A 16,627-nucleotide genomic window follows, 5' to 3' on the forward strand; every position below is an offset into this window, starting at 1 on the left:
ACCCCACCCCCCCCCCCCCCCCCCCCCCCCCCTCCCCCCCCTCCCCCCCCCCCCCCCCCCCCCCCCCCCCCCCCCCCCCCCCCCCCCCCCCCCCCGGCTGCCTCTGGATCGTCCATGTGTGTCTCTTCGTCCGTTCCGCGCTCGCGGGCGCGTCCTCGGTGTCCCACCCCATCGTCGTGGAAACGCGCCGGGATCACCCGTCGAGGGTGATCCGGAAGCCGCCGGCCGGCGGGAGTCTGGGCGCGTGAGGTCACCCCACACCGCCCCGTCGGCGGTCCGGATGCGACCCGTTGGATCGTGCGAGGAGGAGCCATGACCGTGTCGCGTGATCCGGCATCGCGTACCGGACCGGAACACAGGCCCGACGGGGCGGCCCCTCCGGCCGCCGACGACCCCGCCCAGGTGCTGGCGAAGCTCGGGCGGTCCTGGACGTGGATCCTCGGCTCGGCCGTCGCCACCCTCGTCCCGGGCATCCTGGTGCTGGTCTGGCCGGACGAGACCCTCAACGTGCTGGCGATCCTCATCGGCCTGTACCTGCTGGTCACCGGTTCGTTCCGGTTCGTCGCCACCTTCGCTCGCGACGACCACGGCGAGCGGCTGCCCAGCCTGCTCCTCGCGGTGCTGTACGTCCTGGCGGGAGTGCTCTGTCTGCGCAACCCGCTGCAGACCATCGCCGCGCTCTCACTGATCGTCGGCGTCGTCTGGCTGGTGTCCGGCATCCTCACCCTCTACACGGCCCTCGCCGCCAGGGATCTGCCCCACCGCGGCTTCGTCATCGGCGCCGCGGTGATCGCCGTTCTCGCGGGGATCGTGGTGCTCGCCCTGCCCGCCGAGTCGGCGTTGGCGCTGACCCGGTTGCTCGGCCTGTGGCTCGTGCTGCTGGGGCTGGTCGAGGTGGCCGTCGCCTTCGCGTGGCGGGCCGCGCTGCGCAGGTCGCGTGCCGCGCTCCGGCAGGACCTGGAGGGCACCGTCTGAGCGCCGGCCCGGCGCAGCGGACGCCCGGCCCGGTGCGCGTCCCACCGCCCGGCAGGGCGCGCGCCGTCCCGTCGTACGGCCAGGCCGTGACCGTAGGGTCCCCGGCCCGGTACTCCACCACGGATGCCCCAACCCCCTTACGCCCTCAGCGCCTTGACGACACGTCACCCCACGGACGACGGCCGGTCGCTGCCGGGAGCGGCACAGCCTCGAGGAGGAGCCATGGACTCGTCGGGCAGCACCCCCGAACCGACCCACTCCGGCAGAACCACGGAATCCGGTGCCGATCTCACCGCGGCGGAACGCGCGGAGTACGAACGGCTGCGCCGGGCCGCGGGAGTGCGCCACAAGGGACTGCGCCGCGCGGGTGCCGGAATCCTGCTGGTGCTGACCCTGTTGCTGGCGCCCCTGGCCGTCGTCGCCGTGTGGGTGAACGACATCGTCTCCGACACCGACCGGTACGTGCAGACGGTCGCCCCCCTCGCCTCGGACCCGGCCGTGCAGAAGACCGTGACCGACCGGCTGACCGCCCGGGTGGTGAAGGAGATCGACGTCAAGGCGGTCACGGACTCGCTCACCAAGGTCCTCAAGGACGCGGGGTCCCCGCCCCGCGTGGTGCAGGGCGCGCACGCGCTGGAGGCCCCCCTGCGCTCCGCGGTCACCACGGTGGTGCGCCGCAACGTCGACCGCGTCGTCACCAGCGACGTCTTCCGGCAGGCGTGGGAGGGGGCGAACCGGCGGGCGCACGGCGCGGTGGTCGGCATGCTCACCGGCGAGGGACAGGGCGCGCTGCGCGCCAAGGGCGACAGCGTCCAGCTCGACATCGGAGCCGTGGTCGACCAGGTACGGCAACGCCTCGTCGACCGGGGCTTCGACAAGGCGGCCGCCATCCCGGACAGCGAACGGACGGTCACCCTCTTCCGCACCGAGGAACTGGGCAAGGCCCAGGACGGGATGCGGCTGCTGAACATCCTCGGCACCTGGCTGCCCGTGGTGGTCCTCGCCCTCGGCGCCCTCGCCGTGTGGACGGCCCCGGGACACCGCCTGATGCTGATGATCACGTCGCTCGGCATCAGCGTGATGATGGTGGTGCTGCTGGTTGCGCTGGCCGTCGTACGGCGGGTGTACCTGGACGCGGTGCCCGCCGCCGCGCTGCCGCCCGACACCGCCGCCGTGGTCTTCGACACCTTCCTGCGCTTCCTGCGCGACAGCACCCGCACCCTGCTGGTCGTGTTCCTGATCGTGGCGCTGACCGCCTACCTCTACGGCCCCGGACGCCCGGCCCGCTGGACCCGGGCGGTGACCCGCCGCGGTGCCACGGCGGCCGGCCGGACGCTGAGCGACGCCGGACTGCGCACCGGTTCGGCGGGGCGCTGGCTCGGCACCCATCACACCTGGATCACCGGTGTGGCCATCGGGGCCGGCGCGCTGACACTCCTGCTCTGGAACCACCCCACGATCGCCGGAGTGGTGCTCGTCGTCGGTCTGATCCTGATCGTGCTCGCGGTGGTGGCGGTGCTGGCCGCCGCGGCCACCGAACCGGAACGGAGCGCCCGGGGCGCCGGAGGAACGGTCCCGTGAGCCGAGGCGGCGGCCCGCACGCTCACCCTTCCCGGGTGAGGACGCCGGGGCTCGCCGCGAGCACGCTGACTACGTCATCGAACTGCTGCCGGGCGAAGGCCCGGATCGGAGGAAAGACATGAGTGGGCAGACGTACCTCGCCTACGACTATCCGCTGCTGAGCGTCTTCTGGTCCATGCTGGTGTTCTTCGTGTGGATCATGTGGTTCGTTCTGCTGTTCCGGGTCGTCGTGGACATCTTCCGGGACGACGCGATGAGCGGCTGGGCCAAGGCCGGCTGGCTGGTGCTCGTCGTCCTGCTGCCCTTCCTGGGCGTGTTCGTCTACGTGGTCGCCCGTGGCAAGAACATGGGCCGCCGTGAGGTGGCGCAGGCGCGCGACCAGCAGAAGGCGTTCGACAGCTACATCCGGGAGACCGCCCAGGGCGGAGGGGGCCGGCCCAGCAGCGCCGACGAACTCGCCAAGCTCTCCGAGATCCGTGCCCGCGGTGACATCTCCGACGACGAGTTCCGCCGGGCGAAGGAACTGGTCCTGAGCGGCGCCGGTCCCGCCGAACGCGCCGGCTCCGCGCCCGCGGCCCCCGCCCGCTGACGGCATCCGCACGAGACAGCACAAGGAAGGCGGTAGCCGATGTGCCGGTGGCTGGCCTACTCGGGAACACCCATCCTGCTCGACGCGATCCTCTACCGACCGGCGCACTCGCTGATCGACCAGAGCCTGCACTCCAAGCTGGGCGTCGAGACGACCAACGGCGACGGGTTCGGCGTCGGCTGGTACGCGACAGACGTCGACACTCCGGCGGTCGTCCGGGACACCGCCCCGGCGTGGAGCAACCGCAACCTGCGGGAGATCGCCAACCACGTCCGTTCGCACCAGTTCTTCGCGCACATCCGGGCCTCGACCGGGACCGCGGTGCAGCAGACCAACTGCCACCCGTTCCGGCACGGCCACTGGATGTGGATGCACAACGGGGCGATCGCCGAGTTCCACCGGATGCGGCGTGACCTGGCCCTCGTCGTGGACCCGGACCTCTTCCTGGACATCGAGGGGTCGACGGACTCCGAGATGATGTTCTTCCTGGCCCTCACCTTCGGCCTGGAGAAGGATCCGCCGGGCGCCGTGGCGCGGATGGCGGGCCTGGTGGAGGAGGTCGGACACCGGCACGGTGTGGAGTTCCCGCTGCAGATGACGGTCGCGGTGACGGACGGAAAGGGCCTGTGGGCCTTCCGCTACTCCAGCCAGGGTGCCTCCCGTTCGCTGTACTACAGCACCAAGGTCGAGACGCTCCGGGCGCTGCACCCGGACGTGGCGTTCCTCCGCGGGATATCCGACGACACCCGCCTCTTCGTGTCCGAGCCGCTGGGCGACCTGCCCGGCGCCTGGAACGAGGTGCCCGAGAACACCTACGGCGTGGTCCGGCCGGGAGAGGACGACCAGGACCTGCTCCCCTTCGCCCCACTGGCCGCGTAGACGGAGGCGTCGCACACACAGGAAGATGATCTGGTTCGCCCGCCGCAGGGCGTGGGTGCACGCGGACGCGACAATCGACGTGCTGGCGCTGGATACGACTGGCAGGGTGCCGTGGTGGCCCAACGGCAGGGACGAGGTGACGGTGCATCATGCCGTGGTGCGGGTGATCGCTGATACGCACCGGCACGCCGACATCCTGCAGCTCAGGAAGCCGGCCGAGAGGCGTGACCTCGAACCAGGCCGAGCAGGAGCAGGCGGCGGCTGTCCCGGCACGGGTGCTCGGGTCCGTGAGCGGTTCAGCGCGGCGGGCCGAGGATGACGCCGCCGTAGAGTTCGGATGCTTCCGCCAGGAGGGACTTGGGGATCTCGAAGCCGTCGGGGCGCGGGGTGGTGAGGTCGCGTCCGGCGTGGCGGAACATGCCCTCGATGCCGGCGGGCGTGGCGATCATCAGCAGGTCGGCGCGGTCGGAGGTGATGCGGTAGCCGTGCGGGACGTTGGGACGGTTCAGGAGACCTGGCCGTCTGGAGTCCCGCACCGGCTCGACCGTCGGCCGGGAGACGCGACCTCAACGTCCGCTCCACGCAATGTGCTTCAGTTTTGAAGCGTGGGGAGGCGGAAGGACACTTTGGTTTCGAAGCGGAATTACAGGGTGAGAGGGCGGCGACTGCCGCTAAGGGGCGACAGCGGCCAGGAGTTGGAGCTTGCCCTGGCTGGGGGAACCGGGCACGGCGGTGAAGACCAGCAGTTGCTGGCACTGCTCGGGATCCACCAGCATCTCGGAGTAGAGTTCCAGTTCCCCCAGCTCGGGGTGCAGGTAGCGCTTGAGGTCGTGGTGATGGGTCACCCCCACCTCGTGCAACCGCCAGATCTCCGCGAACTCCGAACTGACATCGAGCAGGGCCGCGACGATCTCACCGGCCTTCCCCGTGGGGTCCGCCGTGTAGGCGTCGCGGATCTCCGCGGCGAAGACCCTGCCCCGCAGCGGATGATCCTCCACTGGATACAGGCCGCGGACCTGCGGGTCATGGGTGAACCAGCGGTAGACCAGGTAGCGGGACAGGCCCGAGTACCGAGTGAAGTCGCCGAGCAGCGCAACCGCCGGACGCGTCTGCAGCAACGCCTCACCGAATCGCGACATCAACATCGCCGGCACGTTCGAGAGGTCGGTGACGATCCGCATCATCGTGGGACCAACATGGTCATCACGTACGATCCGCCGGGGCGCCGGGATCCCGCCGAGGACGAAGAGATGGTCACGCTCGCTCAGGCTGAGCCGCAACGCCCGGGCCAGGGCGACGAGCATCCGCTCCGAGGGCGCCGGACCGCGCTGCTGCTCGATCCGGCTATAGTAGTCGGCCGACATACCGGCCAGCGCCGCCACCTCCTCGCGCCGTAACCCACCGGTGCGGCGCCGCTGCCCACGAGGAAGCCCGACATCCTCCGGCTGCAGCACCTCACGACGTGCGCGAAGAAAGTCTGCCAGCAACGCCCGGTCCATCGTCCGACCTCCCCTGTTCGACAAGACAATCCTGGCGCTGACGGAAAAGCGGATGAAGGCCCACTTCATCAGGGGACACGTTGTCCGTGGACGGGCCGGCAGCGGTGAACAGGGACAGCCGGCCGGCCAACGTCCGCCCCCGGGGGGCATTCCTCATGCCGAACCCGGCCCAGCCTGCTGGAGGGCGGACAGGTAGGACTGGACACCCATGGCCATAATTGGCACGTGCTCGCGCATCAGCCGCTGGAAGTGGGGTGAGGTCGCGGAGCGGTGGTCCACGGTGAACTCCCCCGCCAGGGAGAACCAGGTGACCGGGGATGCGCCGGTCTGCACCATGCGCTCGACCGCGGCGGCGTGGGTTTCGGCTGTCAGGCTCGCTGTGGCGTCCACGACCAGGTAGACCTCGTAGTCCTCGCGCAGCGCGCCCAGCACGGTCTGCAGGACGCATCCCTCGGTGGACACGCCCGCGATGGCGAGCTTGCGGCGCCCGGTCTCGCGTACGGCTCGTGCGAAGTTCGCGTCCAGAAAGCCGTTGAAGTTGCCGCCCCGCTCGATCACGGGGTGGTCCCCGATCGTCTCCTGCAGTTGCGGGTAGAGCGGCCCGGACGGCTTGTCGGGCCGGCCGTTGGTCACCACCAGGCCGCTTTCCTGCCACAGGGCTGTTTTTGCCAGTCCGACCACGTTGTTGATGTGCTCCGCCGTGTCGTGCGACCGCAGCACGTTGGCGAACCCGACGGCGTGGTCCACCAGGACGATGGTGGTGTTCTCGGGGGTCAGTGGTTAGAGGTTCACGAGGTGCTCCGATGGCTGGCGACGGCACTGATGACCGTCGCAGCGTGAGTGGATTCAACGTTGTTGATGACCGCTGTGCGCCGGGTCGGCGAGTGCGGAGAACCGGATCAGGAGACGACGGGATCCTGAGGCCAGTGAGGTGGCCGTCTGTCTCCTGAAGGGCGATGTCTCCTAGGCGAGCGAGGCGGGGGGAAGGACGATGGCCTTTCCGGAGATCGGGCCCGCGGCGGCTTCGGCATGCAGGGCCGGCAGGTCGGCCAGTGGCACCCGCCGGGCGATGTCGACGCGCAGCTCGCCGGAGTCGACCAGTGCCACCAGTTGCGCCAGCTGGGCGGCGTCGCTGTTGACGAAGAGGTCGATGCCGCGCACGCCGCGTTCCTCGTCGGACGGAGCGGGCATCCACACCGTCGTGTTCACCACGACACCACCGTCGCGGACCACACCGGCCAGCGCGGCCAGCTGTGCCGGATCGACCGGCGCGAGGTTGAGCGCGACGTCGACCGGCTCAGCCAGCTCGGGAAGGCCGTGGCCGAGAACCTCATCGGCGCCGGCCGCCTTGACACGCTCGCTGCTGCGCGGCCCGGCCGTGGCGATCACGTGGGCGCCGGCGTGCTTGGCCAGCTGTACGGCGTAGCCGCCGACCGAGCCGCCCGCGCCGTTGATCAGTACGCGCTGGCCGGCGGTCAGTCCGGCGTGGTCGAAGAGGGCCTGCCAGGCGGTGAGGCCGACCAACGGCAGCCCGCCGGCCTCGGCCAGCGGAATACTCGTGGGCGCCGGCGTCAGGATCCCAGCCGGTGCGAGGACATATTCCGCGGCCGCGCCGGCACCGGTCATCGGCAGGAATCCGACAACCCGGTCACCGACCTCGACGCCGTCCACGTCCTCGCCCAGCGCGTCGACCGTGCCGGCGACGTCGATGCCGGGGGTGTGAGGCAGAGCCACCGGGATGGGGCCCTGCATGAAGCCGGCACGGATGTTGCCGTCGACCGGGTTGAACGATGTCGCAGCCACCCGGATCCGGACCTCCCCGATGCCGGGGACCGGCTGTTCCACCTCCTCGTAGCGCAGGACGTCCGGGGTGCCGTACTCGTGGAAACGCACTGCCTTCATGGCATGCCTCAACTTTCACCATGCGGGAACTGATGCAGATTTGAATCAGTCTGTGGTCGGAGCACGCTTCGATGTCGAAACAATGCTCGGGGGGTGTGAGAGAGCCGAAAACCGCTAAGGGGCGACAGCGGCCAGGAGTTGGAGCTTGCCCTGGCTGGGGGAACCGGGCACGGCGGTGAAGACCAGCAGTTGCTGGCACTGCTCGGGATCCACCAGCATCTCGGAGTAGAGTTCCAGTTCCCCCAGCTCGGGGTGCAGGTAGCGCTTGAGGTCGTGGTGATGGGTCACCCCCACCTCGTGCAACCGCCAGATCTCCGCGAACTCCGAACTGACATCGAGCAGGGCCGCGACGATCTCACCGGCCTTCCCCGTGGGGTCCGCCGTGTAGGCGTCGCGGATCTCCGCGGCGAAGACCCTGCCCCGCAGCGGATGATCCTCCACTGGGTACAGGCCGCGGACCTGCGGGTCATGGGTGAACCAGCGGTAGACCAGGTAGCGGGACAGGCCCGAGTACCGGGTGAAGTCGCCGAGCAGCGCAACCGCCGGACGCGTCTGCAGCAACGCCTCACCGAACCGTGACAGCACGATGGCGGGCACGTCGGAGAGGCCGGTGACGATCCGCATCATCGTGGGACCAACATGGTCATCACGTACGATCCGCCGGGGCGCCGGGATCCCGCCGAGGACGAAGAGATGGTCACGCTCGCTCAGGCTGAGCCGCAACGCCCGGGCCAGGGCGACGAGCATCCGCTCCGAGGGCGCCGGACCGCGCTGCTGCTCGATCCGGCTGTAGTAGTCGGCCGACATACCGGCCAGCGCCGCCACCTCCTCGCGCCGCAACCCACCGGTGCGGCGCCGCTGCCCACGAGGAAGCCCGACATCCTCCGGCTGCAGCACCTCACGACGTGCGCGAAGAAAGTCTGCCAGCAACGCCCGGTCCATCGTCCGACCTCCCCTGTTCGACAAGACAATCCTGGCGCGGACGGAAAAGCGGATGAAGGCCGACCTTAACCGCGGACAAGTTGTCCCTGGCTGGGCTTCAGTCGCTTGCCCGGGCCTGCGCATCTGCCTGTCGGACGGGTACCTTCCCCAACACCCGGACCACTGGCTCGAGACCTACCGGAGCGGCAGGGGGAACTGCCCCGCGTTCCGTAGAGTCCGGTGATCTTGTTTCAGGCGTACTGCGGGGCGGCTTCCTCTTGTCGCCGCCAGTCTTCCGCCGGGCCCCATAGGTGCCGCCCGACTCGGCGTGAACCCGCTGGATCAGTGGCTTGAGCTGCTCGTCACGGAGTCGGCGCGAGGACTTCGGCCGCTTCTTGCGGGCGTGGTAGGCGGACTCGGACCAGCCGAACACCCGGCATACGGGCCGACCCCGTCCCGTCTCGGGTCAGGCTGCCGCTGTACTGCTCGGGGCCTTCACTTTCTGGCGCCGGCGACGCCCAAGCCGTCCGTGTAGTCGCGGACTCGCGTGATCAGTCCGTTGCGGACGTGGAGTATCAGGAGGCCGGGGACGGTGAACGTGATGGCCTTGGTCGGCAGCGTTCCCACCACGACATGCTCGGCGACGATCACTTCGGGATCGGCGGTCTCGTAGGCCGCGACCCTCCTGACCTCCTCCACCTGGACGGGACTGGCGCCCCAGGCTGCCCGGTAGCCGGCGCGCACGGCCTCACGCCCTTCGAAGCTCGGAAGCCCGAACGACCTTGTTCGTCGAGAAAACGACTCGATTGGGTGGGACGGGACGAGGCTGTGTGAGGCAGGGGATTGTCAGGCGACAGGTTCCGATATATCGTTGACGCATCGCGACAGATCAACGATGGAATGGAGTGATTGCGATGCGCAGCCACGGATTCGAACGTGGACACGGCCGTCGGCAGGACGGCCCCGGACGGCGCGGCCAGGACGGCTTCGACGGACGGCGTGCGGCCTTCGGGCCCTTCGGGCCGGGTGGCCCGGGTGGCCCCGGCTTCGGTGGACCGGGCTTCGGCCCGGGTTCCTGGGGCCCCAGGGGGCGCGGAGGACCGAGGGGCCGGGCACGGCGAGGCGATGTACGCGCCTCGATCCTGGCCCTGCTCAAGGACCGGCCCATGCACGGTTACGAGATGATCCAGGAGATCGCCGAACGCAGCGGCGGGGCGTGGAAGCCCAGCCCCGGTTCGGTGTACCCCACCCTCCAGTTGCTGGAGGACGAGGGGCTGATCACCAGTGCGAGCGAAGGTGGCAAGAAGCTGTTCTCGCTCACCGACTCCGGCCGTACGGCGGCCGAGGAGGGGCCCGACGCGCCGTGGGAGGAAGCCTCACGCGGCGTCGACTGGGAGGCGCTCGGTGAGATCCGGCAGGCCGGCTTCGGCCTGATGGAGGCGTTCGGCCAGGTCTGGAAGACCGGCAGCAAGGAGCAGCGCGAGAAGGCGCTGGCCGTCATCAACGAGGCCCGCAAGAAGCTGTACCTGATCCTCGCCGACGAGGACTGACGGCCGACGAGCCGGCGTATGACGGACGTGACGGACGGACGGCCCGGCGGTCGTGCGCAGGGCGCCCCGCGGAAGGGTCCGCGGGGCGCCCTGACGTATGAGGCCTGCGGTCGTGTCCCGGCCGTCAGGACACCAGTCCCGCCAGCTTGCGCAGCGACTCGTGCAGGGCGGCCGTCCCCGAGTCCCTGAGCTTGCCCGCCATCAGGGACACGGCGGCACCGGTGAACTCACCGTCGATCCGGACCAGGGTCGAGTCGCCGTCCGGTGTCAGGGTGTAGCGCGTGGCGACGGACACGGCCATCGGACCCTTGCCGCGGATGGCGAGCAGTCGGGCCGGCTCCAGCTCCGCCACGGTCCACTCGACCTCGGCCGGGAAACCCATCAACTTCATGTTCTCCTGGAAGGTGGCACCCACCTCCAGGGTCTCCGGGCCGCCCTTGGGGAAGCTGGTGTGGGTCGCGTTCCACTCGCCGTAGGCGGACCAGTCCGTGAGCTGGGCCCACACCTTCTCCGCGGGGGCCTGGATGCGTGCCTCCGCGCTGATTTCGGCCATGCGACCACCTCTTCGTGTCGGGCTACGGTGTCGCGGAACGTAGCCTCAAGGCCCGCAACATTCAATACTGATGAACCGTCAGGAAGTGCGCGGGTCCCGACCGCCATGTCATGGCAGCGCGTTCCGGTTGCGGTCGGGGCGCGTGGCGAGGCGGCGCGCGCCCCTCGGGCGAAACGGCCTGATCTCATCCGTAGGGAGGAGATTGCGGCCGGCCCGCTCCACTCTGCGTGGGACCCGAAGATGCTTCCCGCCGGGGATGACCGGACCGGCGGTGACTGATGGGGTAGGGGGGTGCACTCCCGTATCCCCCGGCAGTCGGCCCACGAGCCGGACGGCCGGCGCCCGGACCACTGCGACCACCGCGACCCGGACCCCTGCGACCACCGCGACAACGATGCCATGATCGACGCGGAACTTGCGGCGGTGTTCGCCGGCGCGCGCCGCCGGGCGGTCCGGGACCGGGACCCGCAGATCGACACGGCCCACCTGCTGCACTCACTCCTGGAGAACGACCCCGAGGTGCGCGAGGCCTTCGGCGGGGGACCGCGGATGGCCCGCCTGCTCGGCTACCTGGTGCAGCGCAGCATCGGCTACGGCCTGCGCTGGCAGGGCACGGTCGAGGAATCCGGCGAACTGCCGGTCGTGCCGCCGGTCGTGCGCGAACCTGGGGGATTCTCGCCGCTGGCCGCCGTCGCCGTGGAACAGGCCTGCGCGCGGGCCGCGTCCCGGGGCGGCGATCCGGCCAGGGGTGTCGACCTGCTCGCGGCGATCGTCGTGGACGGCCGGGCGCGAGCCGTCGAGGTGCTCACCCGCGCCGGGATCGACGTCGCCGAACTCTCGGCCCGGATCGACGCCGGCCCCCGGGGTCTCGGCGAGTACGCCGGAGGCGGCGAGACGGGCCGCTGAGAAGCCGCGGGTCCCCGGACCGCGGTCCAGCCGGTGAGACAGGTGTCATTGGGGGTGACGCTCATGTCGTCGCCTGTCATCATGTGCCGGTGCACATGTCTGAAACCGATCGGAGCGGCCACGCGCGGGGTGCCGGGCTCAGCCTCGCCCTGGTGTCCGCGCTCGCCTTCGGCGGCTCCGGTGTCGCGGCCAAACCGCTGATCGAGGCGGGCCTCGACCCGCTCCACGTGGTCTGGCTGCGGGTGACCGGCGCCGCCCTGGTGATGCTGCCTCTCGCCGTGCGCCACCGCGCGCTGCCGCGCGAACGCCCGGCCCTGCTCGCCGGGTTCGGACTGCTGGGCGTCGCCGGGGTGCAGGCCTGCTACTTCGCCGCGATCTCCCGCATCCCCGTCGGGGTCGCCCTGCTCGTCGAGTACCTGGCGCCCGCGCTCGTCCTCGGCTGGGTGCGGTTCGTGCAGCGGCGGCCGGTGACCCGGGCCGCCGCGCTCGGTGTCGTCCTCGCGGTCGGCGGGCTCGCCTGCGTCGTCGAGGCGTGGTCGGGCCTGAGCTTCGACGCGCTCGGCCTGCTCCTCGCGCTCGGCGCCGCCGGCTGCCAGGTCGGCTACTTCGTCCTCGCCGACCCCGGCCCTCGCTCCGGCGGCCCGGCGCCCGACCCGCTCGGCGTCATCGCCTACGGCCTGCTGGTCGGGGCCGTGGTCCTGACCGCCGTCGCCCGCCCCTGGACCATGGACTGGTCCGTGCTCGGCCGCTCCGCGGACCTGAACGGCACCCCCGTCGCGGCCGGCCTGCTGCTCGCCTGGATCGTGCTGCTCGCCACGGTCCTCGCCTACGTCACCGGGGTGCTGTCGGTGCGCCGGCTCTCCCCGCAGGTCGCGGGCGTGGTGGCCTGTCTGGAGGCGGTCGTCGCGACCGTCCTGGCGTGGGTCCTGCTCGGCGAGCACCTCTCGGCGCCGCAGATCGCCGGAGGTGCGGTGGTGCTGGCCGGCGCGTTCATCGCCCAGACCTCGTCGCCCGGCAAGGATTCGGGCGGGCCGGGGCCGACCACCGGCGCCGAAAGGGAGTTGTCGGCCCGCGGAACAGCGGCCTAGGCTGCGGATCATGCAGACGCACGCGCTCGTTCTCCCGCCTCCGGCCGCCTGACGCGGGCTCCCCGGTGAAGCCGCCCGGCACATGGCGCCGGGCGAAACGGTGCTGCCCGCAGACGAAGTCCGCGGACCCCGCCACGCGGTGGTCCCCATCCCGAACTTCGCGCACCGTGCGCAGCTGCGGAGAGAACTCGTGTCGAACCACGCTGCCGGCCTGCCCGTCCGGCAAGGCCTGCTCTGTCTGATCGTCGCCGGGATCGCCTGGGGCACCGCCGGCGCGGCCGCGTCCCTGGTCTACCGGGCCGGTGACATGGGGCCCGTCACCCTGTCCTTCTGGCGTTCCGCGGGCGGACTGGTCCTGCTGACCGCCGCCCGCCTGTGGCGCCCCCGCCCCCGGACCGCCGTCGCGGGACCGCGCGCTCGCCGGATCCTGCGGGCGGGGGCGACCGGAGTGGCCCTCGCCGCCTTCCAGACGGCCTACTTCGCGGCTGTCGAGGCCACCGGGCTCGCCGTGGCGACCGTCGTCACGCTGGGCGCCGGTCCCGTGCTCATCGCGCTTGGCGCCCGGCTGACCCTGGGGGAGCGCCTCGGCCGGGCGGGTACGGCCGCCGTCGCCGGCGCGCTCACCGGCCTCGGGGTCCTGGTGTTCGGCGGCGGGGCGGCGACCGTACACCCGTGGGGTGTGCTGCTCGCGCTGCTGTCCGCGTCCGGATACAGCGTGATGACGCTGCTCACCCGCTGGTGGGGCCGCGACGGCGGGACGGACTCCGGTGGTACGACGGTGAGCGCGTTCGCGGTGACGAGCCTGTGCCTGCTGCCGTTCGCCCTGGCCGAGGGCCTGGTCCCGCACACCGCCGAACCGGTGCGTGTCCTGGCGCTGCTCGCGTTCGTCGCGGCCGTGCCCACGGCCCTCGCCTACGCCCTGTACTTCGCGGGCGCGGCTGTCGTGCGGTCCGCCACCGTGTCCGTGATCATGCTGCTCGAACCGGTCAGCGCGGCGGTGCTCGCCGTCACCCTGCTCGACGAGCGGCTCACCGCGGCCACGCTGGCGGGCACCGCGCTGATGCTCGGGTCGGTCACCGTGCTCGCGGTGGCGGAGGCGCGCGAGGCGGGGACGCGGAAGCCGGTGGCCGCGCCGGTGCCCGCCGGCTGACGGCGCTCAGCCGGCCGACGGTGCCCGCCTGTCTGCGGTGCCCACCGCCGGGCGCGGGCCGGGACGTGCGGTTCCCGGGTGACTCCGGGGCGGGGCCCTCCCCTGCGGGGCCCCGCCCCGGTTACGCCCCGCGCCTGCGCAGCAGGTGGGCGCGGGCCGCCGCGTCGCCCGGGCCGTTCCGGTCCGCCAGTCCGGCCGCGATGCGGTGCCGCACCTCGTCCGGCTTCTTGCCCGCGTACTTGAACTTCGCCCGTACGCCGGTCACTTCGAGCCGTAGACCGCGGATGCCGGACAGCAGCCGGCCGTACGGCTCCTCGTCCACCGCGGCCCGGGCGGAACCACCCTCCGGCTGGAAGTGACCGACCTGCGCGTTGAGCAGTCCGGCCTTCTCGGCCGGGTCGTCGACGATGAGGGCGCGGCACCGCAGTTGGACGGCGGCGTACAGGCTGGTGGGGGTTCCGTGCTCGGCCGGCATGCCCGGGGCGGCCTGCCAGGGGCCGGGGACGAACGCGTAGTCGTCGACCACGCTCAGCACGACGTCGGGGCCGGCCTCCAGGGCGGGCCACAGGGGGTTGGGGCGGGCGAGGTGGGTGAGGACCTCGGCCCGTTCCGCGTCGTAGGCGAAGTGCAGTGGTTGGACGTGCGGCGGCTCGCCCGGCGGGCCGTTGACGGCGAGCTGCCCGAAGTCGTGGACGGCGAGCCACTGTTGCCACTCGGAGTCGTCGCGGGGCGCGTCCCACGGGTGGATGAGCATCACAGGGCCCGGATGTTCTCGGGGAGTTCGGTGCCGGGAGCCAGACCCGCGTCGGCGACGGGGGTCTCGTACCCCTTGCGCAGCGGGACGAGGCCGGCCCAGTGCGGGAGGGTGAGGTCCTCGGGTTCGTCGTTGACACCGCCCGTGCGGAGCTTGGCGGACACCTCGTCGAGGTCGAGGCGGATCACGGCGGTGGCGGCCAGTTCCTTCTTGTCGGCCGGCCGGGAGTCGCTCGACCGGCCCGGCACGACGTGGTCGACCAGGGCGTCGAGCGCCAGCCGCTTCTCCTCGGGCTCCGTCACGTCGTACGCGACGCCGTGCACCACCACGGAGCGGTAGTTGATCGAGTGGTGGAAGGCCGAGCGGGCCAGGACCAGCGCGTCCACGTGGGTGACCGTGAGGCACACCGGCAGCCCCGGGTCCGCCTGCCCGGTCATCCGCAGGGGCCGCGAGCCCGTCGAGCCGTGGACGTAGAGCCGGCTGCCGACCCGGCCGAAGAGCGTGGGCAGGACGACCGGCGCGCCGTCGCGGACGAAGCCCAGGTGGCAGACGTAGGCCGTGTCGAGTATCGAGTGCACGAGTTCCCGGTCGTACGAGGCCCGGTCGGGGGAGCGGGTGGGGACGGTGCGGTCGGTCGGCGTGTAGGCGGCGGGCTGCGACGTCGGCTGCGAGGTCCCGTGCATTGCGGTCTCCATTGTACTAGTGCATAATCTGCTTTGTGCTAGAAGGATATCGGATCGAAGGCCGGCGTGCTGCGGACATCGCGGCGAGCGTCGAGCGCGCGGTGGGCTCCGGCGACCTGGAAGCGGGTCAACCCCTGCCCCCCGTCCGGGACTTGGCGGGTGAGTTGGGCGTGAACCCCAACACGGTCGCGGCCGCGTATCGCACCCTGCGTGAACGCGGGGTCATCGAGACCGCGGGGCGCCGGGGCAGCCGGGTGCGCCCCAGACCGGCCACGACGGGCCGCGAGCACATCCGGGTCGACGTACCCGAAGGCGTGCGGGACGTGTCGAACGGCAACCCCGACCCGGCGCTGCTGCCCTCGCTGGCCGGCGCCTTCGCCGCGGCGGCCGAGCAGTCCGACCGGGAGCCGGTGCTGTACGACGACGCTCCCGTGGAACCGGACCTCGCCGTTCGTGTGCGGGCCGAACTGGACGCCGACGGGGTGCCGGACGGACCCCTCGCCGTCGTCTCGGGCTCACTCGACGCCATCGAGCGCGTCCTCGTGGCCCATCTGAAACCGGGTGACACCGTCGCCGTCGAGGACCCGGGCTGGGGGAGCCTCCTCGACCTCGTCCCGGCTCTCGGTCTGCGCACCGAGCCCGTCGGCATGGACGACGAGGGGCCGCTGCCCGACGACGTCCGCCGCGCGCTGGAGGGCGGGGCCCGCGCCCTGATCGTCACCGACCGGGCGCAGAACCCGACGGGCGCGGCGGTGGGCGCCCGGCGGGCGGACGCGCTGCGCCGTGTGCTGCGGGAGTACCCCGAGACCCTGCTCGTCGAGGACGACCACGGCCACGGCATCGTCGACCTGCCCCTGCACCCGCTGGCCGGTGCCACCCGCACCTGGGTGTTCGTCCGCTCGGTCGCCAAGGCGTACGGCCCCGACCTGCGACTCGCCGTGCTCACCGGGGACGCCGTCACCGTCGACCGGGTGCGCGGCCGTCAGCAGCTCGGGCCCGGCTGGGTCAGCCGGATCACCCAGCGGGCCGTGGCACGCCTGCTGGCCGACGGCGCGCTCGATCCGCCGGCGGTGGCGGCGGCGTACCGCGCGCGACGGGATCCGCTGATCCGCGCGCTCGCGGAACGCGGGGTCCGGGCGCACGGGCGCAGTGGGCTCAACGTGTGGATTCCGGTGCCCGACGAGACGGGGGCCGTGGCCCGGCTGCTGCACGCCGGCTGGGCCGTCGCGCCCGGCGCGCGGTTCCGGATGAGCGCGCCACCCGGCATCCGGGTCACCGTCTCCACGCTGGAGGAGGGGGAGGTGGGGGCGCTGGCGGAGGCGGTGGCGTCGGCGGTGGGGCCGGGGCGGGGGCGGGGGCGGGGGTACGTCTAGCGACGACCGGGGGTTCTGGCGGGTGCGGGGGTGTGTGGGTGGGGGCTCGTCGCGCCGTTCCCCGCGCCCCTTCGGGGGGTGTCGGGCCGTCGGGGATGGGTGCGTGGTGCTTGCTTCGGGTTTCGTGTCCGGTGCCGGGCCGTGTGGGCTTGGGGGGGGGGGGGGGGGGGGGGGGGGCGGGAGGGGGGGGGGGGGGGGGGGGAGGGGGGGGGGGGGTGGGTGGG

18 protein-coding genes and 1 pseudogene are annotated in these 16,627 nt (G+C 71.9%); 10 read left to right on the top strand and 9 right to left on the bottom strand.

The annotated features are described in order from the left end of the window. Positions 1 to 312 precede the first annotated feature (312 nt). The 5 genes and pseudogenes from AC07AZ_RS21350 (at position 313) to AC07AZ_RS21370 (ending at position 4,343) form a co-directional block, all read left to right on the top strand. Positions 313 to 975, top strand: coding sequence for an HdeD family acid-resistance protein (locus AC07AZ_RS21350; RefSeq protein WP_478849995.1), 663 nt, complete (start codon positions 313 to 315; stop codon positions 973 to 975). A 222-nt stretch (positions 976 to 1,197) separates the two neighbouring features. Next, complete coding sequence (locus AC07AZ_RS21355) at positions 1,198 to 2,556, top strand: hypothetical protein (protein WP_478849997.1); 1,359 nt, start codon at positions 1,198 to 1,200, stop codon at positions 2,554 to 2,556. Positions 2,557 to 2,674: 118 nt separating this feature from the next. Then, a complete protein-coding gene (locus AC07AZ_RS21360) occupies positions 2,675 to 3,145 on the top strand; it encodes an SHOCT domain-containing protein (protein ID WP_478849999.1) in 471 nt (156 codons plus the stop codon). A gap of 39 nt (positions 3,146 to 3,184) precedes the next feature. Beyond that, positions 3,185 to 3,775, top strand: a pseudogene (locus tag AC07AZ_RS21365) (class II glutamine amidotransferase); the annotation flags it as partial. A gap of 22 nt (positions 3,776 to 3,797) precedes the next feature. Then, the gene (locus AC07AZ_RS21370; protein WP_478850321.1) at positions 3,798 to 4,343 is read left to right on the top strand and encodes a mycothiol transferase; all 546 of its coding nucleotides are present in this window, start codon (positions 3,798 to 3,800) and stop codon (positions 4,341 to 4,343) included. On the opposite strand, the gene AC07AZ_RS21375 is transcribed toward AC07AZ_RS21370, so the two are convergent. From AC07AZ_RS21375 to AC07AZ_RS21400, 6 genes are all read right to left on the bottom strand, one after another. Beyond that, positions 4,321 to 4,560 carry a hypothetical protein gene (locus tag AC07AZ_RS21375; RefSeq protein ID WP_478850001.1) on the bottom strand — a complete coding sequence of 80 codons (240 nt, stop codon included), beginning with the start codon at positions 4,558 to 4,560 and terminating at the stop codon, positions 4,321 to 4,323. The two genes, AC07AZ_RS21370 and AC07AZ_RS21375, sit on opposite strands and share 23 nt — an antisense overlap. A gap of 135 nt (positions 4,561 to 4,695) precedes the next feature. After that, positions 4,696 to 5,523: a helix-turn-helix transcriptional regulator gene (locus tag AC07AZ_RS21380; RefSeq protein WP_478850003.1), complete on the bottom strand. Its 828-nt coding sequence runs from the start codon at positions 5,521 to 5,523 to the stop codon at positions 4,696 to 4,698. 153 nt (positions 5,524 to 5,676) lie between these two features. Next, entirely contained in the window at positions 5,677 to 6,270 is a 594-nt protein-coding gene (locus AC07AZ_RS21385; RefSeq protein ID WP_478850005.1) for an isochorismatase family protein, read from the bottom strand. Between the two features lie 216 nt (positions 6,271 to 6,486). After that, positions 6,487 to 7,425: an NADP-dependent oxidoreductase gene (locus AC07AZ_RS21390; RefSeq protein ID WP_478850007.1), complete on the bottom strand. Its 939-nt coding sequence runs from the start codon at positions 7,423 to 7,425 to the stop codon at positions 6,487 to 6,489. A 114-nt stretch (positions 7,426 to 7,539) separates the two neighbouring features. Then, positions 7,540 to 8,367 carry a helix-turn-helix transcriptional regulator gene (locus AC07AZ_RS21395; protein WP_478850009.1) on the bottom strand — a complete coding sequence of 276 codons (828 nt, stop codon included), beginning with the start codon at positions 8,365 to 8,367 and terminating at the stop codon, positions 7,540 to 7,542. Positions 8,368 to 8,841: 474 nt separating this feature from the next. Next, positions 8,842 to 9,153, bottom strand: a complete 312-nt coding sequence (locus tag AC07AZ_RS21400; protein ID WP_478850323.1) for a nuclear transport factor 2 family protein — start codon at positions 9,151 to 9,153, stop codon at positions 8,842 to 8,844. Between the two features lie 107 nt (positions 9,154 to 9,260). Between AC07AZ_RS21400 and AC07AZ_RS21405 the strand changes: the two genes are divergently transcribed. Next, entirely contained in the window at positions 9,261 to 9,896 is a 636-nt protein-coding gene (locus tag AC07AZ_RS21405) for a PadR family transcriptional regulator (RefSeq protein WP_478850011.1), read from the top strand. A gap of 124 nt (positions 9,897 to 10,020) precedes the next feature. On the opposite strand, the gene AC07AZ_RS21410 is transcribed toward AC07AZ_RS21405, so the two are convergent. Continuing rightward, positions 10,021 to 10,449 carry a type II toxin-antitoxin system Rv0910 family toxin gene (locus tag AC07AZ_RS21410; RefSeq protein ID WP_478850013.1) on the bottom strand — a complete coding sequence of 143 codons (429 nt, stop codon included), beginning with the start codon at positions 10,447 to 10,449 and terminating at the stop codon, positions 10,021 to 10,023. A 291-nt stretch (positions 10,450 to 10,740) separates the two neighbouring features. On the opposite strand from AC07AZ_RS21410, the gene AC07AZ_RS21415 reads away from it, so the two are divergent. The 3 genes from AC07AZ_RS21415 to AC07AZ_RS21425 all read left to right on the top strand — a co-directional run bounded on the left by AC07AZ_RS21415 (position 10,741) and on the right by AC07AZ_RS21425 (position 13,593). Continuing rightward, positions 10,741 to 11,355, top strand: a complete 615-nt coding sequence (locus AC07AZ_RS21415) for a Clp protease N-terminal domain-containing protein (protein WP_478850015.1) — start codon at positions 10,741 to 10,743, stop codon at positions 11,353 to 11,355. 95 nt (positions 11,356 to 11,450) lie between these two features. Further along, positions 11,451 to 12,443 carry an EamA family transporter gene (locus tag AC07AZ_RS21420; protein ID WP_478850017.1) on the top strand — a complete coding sequence of 331 codons (993 nt, stop codon included), beginning with the start codon at positions 11,451 to 11,453 and terminating at the stop codon, positions 12,441 to 12,443. 190 nt (positions 12,444 to 12,633) lie between these two features. Then, a complete protein-coding gene (locus tag AC07AZ_RS21425) occupies positions 12,634 to 13,593 on the top strand; it encodes a DMT family transporter (protein WP_478850019.1) in 960 nt (319 codons plus the stop codon). Positions 13,594 to 13,714: 121 nt separating this feature from the next. Here the strand turns inward: AC07AZ_RS21425 and AC07AZ_RS21430 are convergent, their stop codons facing one another. Both AC07AZ_RS21430 and AC07AZ_RS21435 read right to left on the bottom strand, forming a co-directional pair. Next, positions 13,715 to 14,347, bottom strand: coding sequence for an FMN-binding negative transcriptional regulator (locus tag AC07AZ_RS21430; protein WP_478850021.1), 633 nt, complete (start codon positions 14,345 to 14,347; stop codon positions 13,715 to 13,717). Further along, the gene (locus AC07AZ_RS21435) at positions 14,347 to 15,042 is read right to left on the bottom strand and encodes a pyridoxamine 5'-phosphate oxidase family protein (RefSeq protein ID WP_478850023.1); all 696 of its coding nucleotides are present in this window, start codon (positions 15,040 to 15,042) and stop codon (positions 14,347 to 14,349) included. Before AC07AZ_RS21435 ends, AC07AZ_RS21430 begins: the two co-directional genes overlap by 1 nt. Before the next feature lie 23 nt (positions 15,043 to 15,065). Here AC07AZ_RS21435 and AC07AZ_RS21440 point away from each other — a divergent pair, with 23 nt between their 5' ends. After that, positions 15,066 to 16,403, top strand: coding sequence for an aminotransferase class I/II-fold pyridoxal phosphate-dependent enzyme (locus AC07AZ_RS21440; RefSeq protein WP_478850025.1), 1,338 nt, complete (start codon positions 15,066 to 15,068; stop codon positions 16,401 to 16,403). Positions 16,404 to 16,627 lie beyond the last annotated feature (224 nt).

This window comes from Streptomyces sp. NPDC043878 (assembly GCF_056435735.1).

Coding starts and splice junctions, on each gene's coding strand:
- AC07AZ_RS21350 (WP_478849995.1), top strand. CDS start 313: ATGACCGTGTCGCGTGATCCGGCATCGCGTACCGGACCGGAACACAGG.
- AC07AZ_RS21355 (WP_478849997.1), top strand. CDS start 1,198: ATGGACTCGTCGGGCAGCACCCCCGAACCGACCCACTCCGGCAGAACC.
- AC07AZ_RS21360 (WP_478849999.1), top strand. CDS start 2,675: ATGAGTGGGCAGACGTACCTCGCCTACGACTATCCGCTGCTGAGCGTC.
- AC07AZ_RS21380 (WP_478850003.1), bottom strand. CDS start 5,523: ATGGACCGGGCGTTGCTGGCAGACTTTCTTCGCGCACGTCGTGAGGTG.
- AC07AZ_RS21390 (WP_478850007.1), bottom strand. CDS start 7,425: ATGAAGGCAGTGCGTTTCCACGAGTACGGCACCCCGGACGTCCTGCGC.
- AC07AZ_RS21395 (WP_478850009.1), bottom strand. CDS start 8,367: ATGGACCGGGCGTTGCTGGCAGACTTTCTTCGCGCACGTCGTGAGGTG.
- AC07AZ_RS21405 (WP_478850011.1), top strand. CDS start 9,261: ATGCGCAGCCACGGATTCGAACGTGGACACGGCCGTCGGCAGGACGGC.
- AC07AZ_RS21410 (WP_478850013.1), bottom strand. CDS start 10,449: ATGGCCGAAATCAGCGCGGAGGCACGCATCCAGGCCCCCGCGGAGAAG.
- AC07AZ_RS21420 (WP_478850017.1), top strand. CDS start 11,451: ATGTCTGAAACCGATCGGAGCGGCCACGCGCGGGGTGCCGGGCTCAGC.
- AC07AZ_RS21430 (WP_478850021.1), bottom strand. CDS start 14,347: ATGCTCATCCACCCGTGGGACGCGCCCCGCGACGACTCCGAGTGGCAA.
- AC07AZ_RS21435 (WP_478850023.1), bottom strand. CDS start 15,042: ATGGAGACCGCAATGCACGGGACCTCGCAGCCGACGTCGCAGCCCGCC.